General features: G+C 51.9%; 6 protein-coding genes and 1 CRISPR repeat array. Of the genes, 4 read left to right on the top strand and 2 right to left on the bottom strand.

Going from position 1 to position 10,559, the window contains the following annotated elements; genetic code table 11:
• Nucleotides 1-136: 136 nt before the first annotated feature.
• Nucleotides 137-3,111: direct repeats of the CRISPR family, unit length 37 nt; unit sequence CTTGCAGCCCAATGAATCCCGGCAACGGGACTGAAAC.
• Between the two features lie 43 nt (nucleotides 3,112-3,154).
• Both IQ268_RS24675 and IQ268_RS24670 read left to right on the top strand, forming a co-directional pair.
• Nucleotides 3,155-3,316 carry a hypothetical protein gene (locus IQ268_RS24675; protein WP_193884795.1) on the top strand — a complete coding sequence of 54 codons (162 nt, stop codon included), beginning with the start codon at nucleotides 3,155-3,157 and terminating at the stop codon, nucleotides 3,314-3,316.
• A 193-nt stretch (nucleotides 3,317-3,509) separates the two neighbouring features.
• A complete protein-coding gene (locus tag IQ268_RS24670) occupies nucleotides 3,510-3,797 on the top strand; it encodes a hypothetical protein (protein ID WP_193884793.1) in 288 nt (95 codons plus the stop codon).
• A gap of 558 nt (nucleotides 3,798-4,355) precedes the next feature.
• On the opposite strand, the gene IQ268_RS24660 is transcribed toward IQ268_RS24670, so the two are convergent.
• Entirely contained in the window at nucleotides 4,356-4,640 is a 285-nt protein-coding gene (locus IQ268_RS24660; protein WP_193884789.1) for a hypothetical protein, read from the bottom strand.
• Complete coding sequence (locus IQ268_RS24655; protein ID WP_193884787.1) at nucleotides 4,637-4,828, bottom strand: hypothetical protein; 192 nt, start codon at nucleotides 4,826-4,828, stop codon at nucleotides 4,637-4,639. Before IQ268_RS24655 ends, IQ268_RS24660 begins: the two co-directional genes overlap by 4 nt.
• A gap of 522 nt (nucleotides 4,829-5,350) precedes the next feature.
• Here IQ268_RS24655 and IQ268_RS24650 point away from each other — a divergent pair.
• Both IQ268_RS24650 and hetL read left to right on the top strand, forming a co-directional pair.
• Nucleotides 5,351-9,259, top strand: coding sequence for a PAS domain S-box protein (locus IQ268_RS24650; RefSeq protein WP_193884785.1), 3,909 nt, complete (start codon nucleotides 5,351-5,353; stop codon nucleotides 9,257-9,259).
• A 308-nt stretch (nucleotides 9,260-9,567) separates the two neighbouring features.
• Nucleotides 9,568-10,281 (top strand): heterocyst differentiation pentapeptide repeat protein HetL, encoded by a 714-nt coding sequence (gene hetL / locus IQ268_RS24645; protein ID WP_193884801.1) that lies wholly within the window; start codon nucleotides 9,568-9,570, stop codon nucleotides 10,279-10,281.
• Nucleotides 10,282-10,559: the final 278 nt, after the last annotated feature.

The raw sequence follows: 10,559 nt of genomic DNA, 5'->3' as shown, positions 1-10,559 counted from the left end.
CGGTTGCTTGGCAAATCGGACATTGGCATTGATGCACTGGTTGTTCAGACACGGCTCTGGTAATTCTATGCTCAAAGTTAAGCAATATTTTACCTAGAAAGTGTGAAGTTATTTCTTAACGACCCCTTAGCCGAGGCTTGCAGCCCAATGAATCCCGGCAACGGGACTGAAACACTTTGGAACGGATTATAGGAATTCGTACCCATACATCTTGCAGCCCAATGAATCCCGGCAACGGGACTGAAACACACAAACGAGGTTGACGTACTAGCCCAAGCCCCAGCTTGCAGCCCAATGAATCCCGGCAACGGGACTGAAACACAGAAAGACAAGACCCTGCTATCGGTAGAAGCTAGCTTGCAGCCCAATGAATCCCGGCAACGGGACTGAAACGTAGAGCGAACCCTATGATGATTGGCGCACTCTCGCCTTGCAGCCCAATGAATCCCGGCAACGGGACTGAAACGTAACGGATTTCGCCACCAGGACGCACTACAAGAGCTTGCAGCCCAATGAATCCCGGCAACGGGACTGAAACAAAATAATCACGACTACAGCGACCGGAACAACGATACTTGCAGCCCAATGAATCCCGGCAACGGGACTGAAACTGCTCGTCAGGTTCAAACCTCATTTGCCATGATTCTTGCAGCCCAATGAATCCCGGCAACGGGACTGAAACTTCCCCACATCATCACTCAATTCTTAAAACGCCGTTTGCTTGCAGCCCAATGAATCCCGGCAACGGGACTGAAACATTCTGTCTCTGGTCGGGTTTCTCGCGTTATCTGCCTTGCAGCCCAATGAATCCCGGCAACGGGACTGAAACCGACACGAAAACCTTTTTTAAGACCCGATCGCCTTACCTTGCAGCCCAATGAATCCCGGCAACGGGACTGAAACACTCCCTCAGCATTACACCCCCAAATGACATCACCACTTGCAGCCCAATGAATCCCGGCAACGGGACTGAAACTCAAAATATGCATCTGAAGCTGCTTCTCAGTCGGGGCTTGCAGCCCAATGAATCCCGGCAACGGGACTGAAACTCAAAATATGCATCTGAAGCTGCTTCTCAGTCGGGGGCTTGCAGCCCAATGAATCCCGGCAACGGGACTGAAACGGAAAGGTGGGTTATGGGTATCGGAGAAGACAAAGCTTGCAGCCCAATGAATCCCGGCAACGGGACTGAAACTTTCCACTGACTCTAAACCTGTTACAGGTTGTTATCTTGCAGCCCAATGAATCCCGGCAACGGGACTGAAACTTTTCAGATCGACCTGCACAACAACTTGCCAGTCTTTGCTTGCAGCCCAATGAATCCCGGCAACGGGACTGAAACCGGCTAAACAGCAAGAAGTCTGTTCTTTACCAGGAAGCTTGCAGCCCAATGAATCCCGGCAACGGGACTGAAACTCCATCCCCAACCCTTACAGCGATTTTCACAATAACTTGCAGCCCAATGAATCCCGGCAACGGGACTGAAACAAGTCCGATAAGAACTCAAGGAGAGCGATCCAATAATCCTTGCAGCCCAATGAATCCCGGCAACGGGACTGAAACTTCAGTCATGTCTCCAGCGATATCGACGCTGTTCCACCTTGCAGCCCAATGAATCCCGGCAACGGGACTGAAACTCGCTTCTATGCCTCGCAAGCAAGTCTAGCGATCGGGGCTTGCAGCCCAATGAATCCCGGCAACGGGACTGAAACAAATTCCGAACTACTGCCAAGGGCGACCGAACCCGAGGCCTTGCAGCCCAATGAATCCCGGCAACGGGACTGAAACATGTGTCTGCTCTCGTCCATCCCAAAGACATCCCGCTTGCAGCCCAATGAATCCCGGCAACGGGACTGAAACACGACTATATACAGCCAGTTATCCGCCAAGCTGTGGCCTTGCAGCCCAATGAATCCCGGCAACGGGACTGAAACAATATCAACATGGCAATGCCTGACCCAGATCCAGAAGCTTGCAGCCCAATGAATCCCGGCAACGGGACTGAAACTTTTCTGTCCGTCTGTAATCATCTTAAGCGCTTATTCTTGCAGCCCAATGAATCCCGGCAACGGGACTGAAACTCCAAATTGTTTCAACCGAAGACTTAGATGGTAGGGCTTGCAGCCCAATGAATCCCGGCAACGGGACTGAAACCTGCTGTAGCTGGGGTAGGAGCAGCGTTCTGTCGAATACTTGCAGCCCAATGAATCCCGGCAACGGGACTGAAACGAGCCTATATCGAATGGGAACGCGCAACCGTCAGCGCTTGCAGCCCAATGAATCCCGGCAACGGGACTGAAACAGACATCGCTGATGTATACCTACGCCAAACACTTTGCTTGCAGCCCAATGAATCCCGGCAACGGGACTGAAACCTTGCGTCAAAACCTTAAACCTATCAGGCTGCAACCCTTGCAGCCCAATGAATCCCGGCAACGGGACTGAAACAACCAATCATGGTAGAGGGTGATCCGGTGAGGTTGCTTGCAGCCCAATGAATCCCGGCAACGGGACTGAAACGCTTCTGTAGAAGCGGTAGAAGCGATCGATCGTGCTCTTGCAGCCCAATGAATCCCGGCAACGGGACTGAAACTATAAATATTCGGCTTGTTGCCTCGCTAGATCTTGGCTTGCAGCCCAATGAATCCCGGCAACGGGACTGAAACTCGCCATTGCTTAGGGCGATCGACGCTCAAGGCGCGCTTGCAGCCCAATGAATCCCGGCAACGGGACTGAAACTAGCAACCCCAATTATTTCCCTGGTTTCGCTCCCCGACTTGCAGCCCAATGAATCCCGGCAACGGGACTGAAACTAGGCATACGGCTCACAGCAGCGGGCGCAATGCAATTGCGACTGCTTGCAGCCCAATGAATCCCGGCAACGGGACTGAAACCATTTATCAGATGGATTCATTGATCGGCCAATGGCCCTTGCAGCCCAATGAATCCCGGCAACGGGACTGAAACTCGGTCTGGATGAATACTGGAGCTTGTTGAACGGTCTTGCAGCCCAATGAATCCCGGCAACGGGACTGAAACTTTAGATTGGTATCAAGTTTTTTTGACCATTGGTACTTGCAGCCCAATGAATCCCGGCAACGGGACTGAAACCGATCGCCACCCGCCCATCTCCTTACATCGCCAGTAGACCAAATTGGGCAATGCTAACTTGAAAGAGCAGCAAAATCAGGTAAAAACCAAAGTAATTGCTTCTGCCGTCTGCCGATCGCTTAAACCAACAATTGCAGCCTATTGCGTACTATTCCCTGAAGGGCGATCGCCATCCCCCTGCAACCGTCGATCGCCCATCGTGTAAACCTGTATCAAGACAGACTTGCAAAAAGTCTAATTCTCCAGTACGGTTGTTTCTCAGTAACAAAAAATATCCGCAATCAAAGCGTCACCTGAGACTGTTCGCACCAGCCCCAGGCGACTAACCCTCAAACTGCATCACCAGTTCGGAGGGCTAGAGGGCAGTTTATCACTCCACTAGCCACCCTGACTTTGCTATGGCAAAAAAGCAGCAGGGTGGCTTTGGTTTTGGGTATCCCATCAACCCATTTCCTCAGTGGAGTGAAACTGCTATGACTGACGACAACTGCACCCCCATGCAACAGATCAATCCCGATCCGCGCATCCTCACCACACTGGTCATTGGCACCAAAGACAACGTCAAAGCCCACATCTTGCGCCAACACACCCTCGGCCTTGCCGAAGCCGGAGCATGGAGCAAACCCATTCCAGTACCCAACTGTCCCGATAAAGTAATGTGCGTTCTCAGCCGGATCATGATGTAACCCCTTCCCCATCACGAAAATGGTTGAACTATCAGGTTTGTAGCCGCCTGGTAGGGGCGTGGCATACCCTGCGGGAAGTAAGCTACGGGCATCCGTCCGGGTCTACTCCAACTACCTGCCCAACGCTACGCCCTTACAGGTTGGTTTAACGTCTCTAGGGGATGTCTTAAAAGTATCAAACGTTCTGCATCCGCCCCCTAATCCCCCACATTGGCGGACTTCCCAGCCATCTGTTTCAAAGTCCCCCAGAATGGGGGATTTAGGGGGCAGTTTGAGTTTCAACTAGCACTTTGCAGAGCAACGTCAACCCAGGATAGTTCCATACACTATTCCAGAAGACAGTTTGAACCGTGGCAAACCTGCTGCATCCGCCCCCTAATCCCCCAAATTGGCAGACTTCCCAGCCGTCTATTTCAAAGTCTCCCAGAATCGGGGATTTAGGGGGCGCTTCGCGTGACAAAGACCCCATTTCAACCCCTAATCCCCCACATTGGCGGACTTCTCAGCCGTCTATTTCAAAGTCCCCCAGAATCGGGGATTTAGGGGGCAGTTTGAGTTTCAACTGGCACTTTGCAGAGAAACGTCAACCCCAGGATAGTTCCGTACACTATTCCAGAAGACAGCTTGAACCGTGGCAAACCTGCTGCATTCGCCCCCTAATCCCCCACATTGGCGGACTTCCGAGCCGTCTATTTCAAAGTCCCCCAGAATGGGGGATTTAGGGGGCGCTTCGCGTGACAAAGACCCCATTTCAACCCCTAATCCCCCACATTGGCGGACTTCCCAACCATCTGTTTCAAAGTCCCCCAGAATCGGGGATTTAGAGGGCAGTTTGAGTTTCAACTAGCACTTTGCAGAGCAACGTCAACCCCAGGATAGTTCCGTACACTACTCCAGAAGACGGCTTGAACCGTGGCAAACTTGCTGCATCCGCCCCCTAATCCCCCACATTGGGGGACTTCCGAACCGTCTATTTCAAAGTCCCCCAGAATGGGGGATTTAGGGGGCGCTTCGCGTGACAAAGACCCCATTTCAACCCTTCTCTAACCTGTTTTATCTCTCTAAAACGACACCTCAAGGCATTTGAACTATCGCTAACCACAACGAATTAGCCCTGCCAGAATTGGGGGCTTAGCACCTGCGACAAGCCAGAAAAGGGGGCAGATTGAGTTACGATTAGCCCTTTTACAGCCATTTTCATTTGCATTCACCACACTTCAACCCCTACATCCCACACCCATCCTGGCGAGACTGTGGCTGACTCGATTGAGAACTGCTGTAAGAACATCCTCTACATGAGTAGCCCAACACTACGTAGGGGCATAACATACCCTGCGGGAAGCCGCTACAGGCAATCCGTCCGGGTCTATGCCAAACCCTATCAACCGAATGCTACACCCGCCTTTGCACAACACTGAGGCTTAGCAATAAAACTGATATGATCCTATAATCGATACCGACCCCTTCAACGATCGTGTGTCTATTCCTTGAGGGATTGTTCGATTCTGCGGGTTCGACAGATCCTTCCCAAAATTGCAAATGGATCTTTAAGCATGTCAACTCGCCGGACTGTTCTTGTAGTTGCTGACTCCGATGAGCAAGACAACCATTATCAGCATCAACTACAGCAAGATAGGCTCGTATCGTACCAGATCATAGCGAAGCAACATCACACCCAAAGCCTGACCTCCTCCCAATTACAGCAGCTTGACGGGATTCTTTTAGAATTTTGTCATCCCTATGCCCGTAGCCTCGACTTTCTGCGCCAACTAAAAGAACAGATGGGCGATCGCTGCCCACCAATCATCGTCATTGACAGCGGAGACACCACGATCGCAGTGCAGGCGTTCAAGAATGGAGCAGCAGACTACTTAGTCAAAGATCAGCTCACCCCCGATGATTTGCGTCTGGCCATGCGGAACGCCATCGAAAACGCAGAACTGCGCCGCAAACTGCAACACAGCCAAGAGCAGTTTCAAATATCCATCGAAAACATGCTGGACTGCTTCGGCAGTTTTTCATCCATACGGGATGAAACGGGGCAAATTGTAGACTTTCGCATCGATTATCTCAACACCGCCGCCTGCGAAACCAACCAGATGCCCAAAGCCATGCAGATCGGGCGAGGATTGTGCGAGATTTTGCCCGCCCATCGAGAATCGGGCCTGTTTGCCGAATACTGCCAGGTGGTTGAAACCGGAGAACCGTTAACCAAAGACTCGCTGATTTTTGACGACACCTATGGCGATCGCCGCCTGATTCGCGCATTCGACATTCGCGCCACCAAACTAAACGATGGCTTTGTCGCCTCCTGGCGCGATGTAACCGATCGCAGACAAATAGAGCTGAAACTAAACCAGACCGTAGCCGCCCTGCAAGTCAGCCAACAACGCCAACACGATCTGACCGAAGCCATGCCCCAATTCGTTTGGACAGCCAATGCCACAGGGGAAGTCGATTCCTGGAATCAAGGCTGGTACAAGTACACAGGCTTAAATCAGGCAGAGTCGTTTGGTCTGGCAGGCGTGAGTGCAGTTCACCCCCAAGAGCGCGATCGCACCCTGGAGCAATGGAGACAGGCGATCGCCAGGAGCGAATCCTTTGAAATTGAATACCGGATTCGCCGCTGGGATGGCGAGTACCGCTGGTTTATCAGTCGTGCCATCCCCACGCGCAACAGCCAGGGTCAGATCATCGGCTGGATTGGCACCATTACCGATATTGATCACCAGAAGCAAGTTGAAATCGCGCTACAACAAAGCCAGGATCGGCTTGAGCTGGCAATGAAGGCCGCCAAGATCGGAAGCTGGGATTGGAACATTCAAACGGGGCAAATTCACTGGTCTACCAATCTAGAAACCTTGTTTGGCATGGCGGCTGGCAGTTTTGATGGGCAGTACGCCACCGTTCGAGCCATGATGCATCCAGACGATTTGCCCTCGGTAGAACAAGCCATTCATCGCGCTATCAACGAAGGAGAAGAATACAACATCGAGTTCCGCTTTTTAAAGCCAGATGGAACGGTGCGGTGGGCATTGGGTCTGGGGCGAGTATTCTACGATGCCAGCGGCAATCCAGTCTCTATGGCGGGAATTGATATGGATATCTCCGAGCGCAAGCAGGTAGAAGCAGACCTGCGAACCAGCGAAGCCCGGTTCCGCGACATGGCAGACCATGCTCCCACCATGATCTGGGTGACAGACTCCACAGGCCATTGCACCTATCTCAACCGGAGATGGTATGAACTGACCGGGCAAACCGAGGAAACCGGGTTGGGGTTTGGCTGGCTTGATGCCGTACATCCAGACGATTATGAAGCTTCTAGACGTGTTTTCTTCAGCGCCAACGAGCGCCAAGAAGCCTTTCAGTTAGACTATCGCTTGCGTTGCCACAACGGTGACTATCGGTGGGCGATCGATGCCGCCAATCCCTGGTTTGGGGAAGACGGAGAGTTTAAAGGATATATCGGCTCTGTCATTGACATCAGCGATCGCAAACAGGCCGAGGAAGCCCTCGCCGCCAATGAAGTGCGGCTACAAGCCTTTGTCGATGCTAATGTTGTGGGCATTCTCTATGGCGACATCCACGGAAACATGCATGAAGCCAATGATGAGCTATTAAGAATCGTTGGCTATACGCGAGCAGACTTGCAGTTGGGCAATCTCCGCTGGATTGACATTACACCACCAGAGTACTTACCCCGTGATGAACAGGGCATTGCAGAGGCACGCCGGAACGGGGCTTGTACGCCCTACGAGAAAGAATATATCCGCAAAGATGGTAGCCGGGTTCCGGTTCTCATCGGCTATAGCCTGGTGGGTCAGGCCAGAGAAAACACAGTGGTGTTTGTTCTCGATCTGAGCGATCGCAAACAGGCCGAAGCAGCCCTACGCCAATCAGAGGAGCGCTATCGCACCCTATTCGAGTCCATTGATGAAGGCTTTTGCGTCATTGAAGTGCTGTTCGAGCAACACAGTCAGTCGGGTATCTCTGGCAGTGCGCCCCAGGCAACCGATTACCGCTTTTGGGAAACCAATCCCGCATTCGAGAGGCAAACAGGACTCACCAACGCGCAGGGCAAACGCATCCGTGAGTTGGTGCCAAACCACGAAGACTATTGGTTTGAAATTTACGGCAACATCGCGCAAACGGGAGTATCTCGCCGCTTCGAGAACTACGCCGCCGCCTTGCAGCGCTGGTACGACGTTTACGCCTTTCGGGTGGGGCAGCCCGAAAGCCACAGAGTGGCCGTGCTGTTTAACAACATTACCGATCGCAAACTGGTAGAGCAAGAACGAGAGAAACTGCTGGCGGAAGAACAAGCCGCCAGAGCCGCCGCCGAACGCGCCAACCGCATGAAAGATGAATTTTTGACGGTGCTTTCCCACGAATTGCGATCGCCATTGAACCCCATCCTGGGTTGGACAAAGTTATTGCAAGTGTGTAAATTTGACGAAACCAAAACGGCTCACGCCCTCGCCATCATCGAGCGCAATGCTAAACTGCAGACGCAATTAATTGATGACCTGCTGGACATTGCCAAAATTTTGCGCGGCAAGATGAGCCTAACCGTTAGCCCCGTTAATTTGGCCTCGGTCATTGAAGCCGCGATTGAAACCGTAAGCACAGCCGCCCTGGCTAAATCCATCTCGCTTCATCCTGTATTACCCCATATTGGGCAAGTGTCTGGCGATGCTACCCGCCTCCAGCAAGTGGTCTGGAACATGTTGTCCAATGCCATCAAATTCACGCCCAATGGTGGACAAGTAGAGATCCATCTAAACCGGGTCGGCCATTTAGCAGAACTGACGGTCAGGGATACTGGTAGAGGTATCCACCCAGACTTTTTGCCTTACATCTTCGAGTCATTTCGCCAGGAAGATGCCTCCATTACCCGCAAGCACGGCGGACTGGGGTTAGGATTGGCGATCGTCCGTCAGTTGGTAGAGGCGCATGGCGGCACTGTCACGGCGGATAGTGCTGGAGAAGGGCTGGGAGCCACTTTCACGGTCTACTTGCCGCTGCTCAACACAGAACCAGCACTCCAACCGAGAGAGGAGTTGCCACCACAAAACCTCGATCTCACCGGAATTCGAGTCCTCACTGTTGATGATGACCCCGATGCTCGTGAGCTAATAACGATATTGCTGATCCAATATGGAGCAGAGGTTTTAGCGGTGGCTTCTGCCTCCGAGGTGCTGGCAAATTTGACATCCTTTCAACCAGATGTGTTGGTTAGTGATATTGGGATGCCCAACATGGACGGCTATACCCTGATGCAACAGGTTCGGGCGTTACCTCCCGAGCAGGGGGGGCAGGTTCCAGCGATCGCCCTCACGGCCTATGCCAGAGACGACGACTACCAGCGAGCAATCAGCAGTGGGTACCAGCGGCATGTAACAAAGCCACTGGAGCCAGAACAGTTAGTGCAAACCGTGATAACACTCACTCAGCCTCACTAACTCAACCTCATTAACTCAGCCGTGTGCAACTGGCATTCGGTCTTCAGGTTCTCTAGTCTCTGTCGAGTAGCCATTGCCGTCTTGCAATGGAAGCGCTGGGGTTAATTCGGATCAAGGGGAAGATAAGCGCAACTTGAGGCGGCAGGAGGCGCGAAGTCTCGCCATCCGCCGTCATGCCGTTTCCTCACAAGTTCCCCAAATTGTTCTTCTATAAGTAGGTTGAAGAATATTCATCTTGAACCATGATGGCTGAGATAATCTCTTTACATGAAAAACGCCTCCAGTTGCAACACTCAACCGCAACCGAGATTAACATTAAAGACCTGTTAAAGCAGTATATAAAAGGAGAACGAAGCTTCCAGCGGATCAACCTGCGCGAGGTCGATTTACATCATGCTCAGATGCAAGATGTTAACTTTGATCAAGCCGATTTGCGGCAAGCCCGATTGGGTAAAACGAACTTTAGCCAGTCCAGCTTTCGCAAGGCAGACCTCAGCGAGGCAATCCTGTGGGGTACAGAGTTAAGTAAAGCGGATTTGTACCGAGCCATTCTCCGCGAGGCCGATTTGAGTGGTGCCAATCTGAGCGGTGCTAACTTGACCCGCTCAAACTTAAGCAAGGCCATCCTGGGAGGAGCAACCCTGGTTCACGCTAAATTACTGCGTGCCAATCTGTTTGAAGCGGATTTGCGTCCCACATCCGATCACGTTACAGATCTGGGTCATGCCATTTTGAGCGATGCAACCCTGTGTTATGCCAATTTGAGTGGAGCCATGTTGTATCGGGCAAATCTGGACGGGGCAAAGCTGTGCCGTGCCCATTTAAATCGATCGCTGCAACAGGGCATGAAACCCACCGATTTGAGTGAAGCTAGCTTACAAAGGGCTGATTTAAGTTATGCCGATCTCACTGGAGCCATTTTACGCAAGGCAAATTTGAGCAATGCCGATTTAACTGGTGCCGTGTTGATGGGCGCAGATTTACGGGGCGCAACAATGCCGGATGGCTCAGTGCATGAATAACGGGCGATCGCCACACTCACGTTTCATTGCTCCACGTCTCATGGCTTCACGTCTCATTGAGCCGCTTCATTGCTGCGAAAACAAGAGCAGGCCGATTCCAGATCAAAGTCCTGTCCATTGAAATTCAATTCATCGCCATTGAGCTATGAAGCAAACCACCTATCGAATAATTTTCAGTAATTCTACAACCTATATCAGTCAACTTCATCAACCCTTCATTCAGGTTAAGCACACATCATAAGTTGATAAAGCGACTAGATTAGATCACTCAATAGAAA

Origin of the sequence: Oculatella sp. LEGE 06141, from assembly GCF_015207605.1 — a bacterium.
Classification (GTDB): domain Bacteria; phylum Cyanobacteriota; class Cyanobacteriia; order Elainellales; family Elainellaceae; genus Oculatella.
This window is presented reverse-complemented; position numbering and strand designations above follow the sequence as displayed.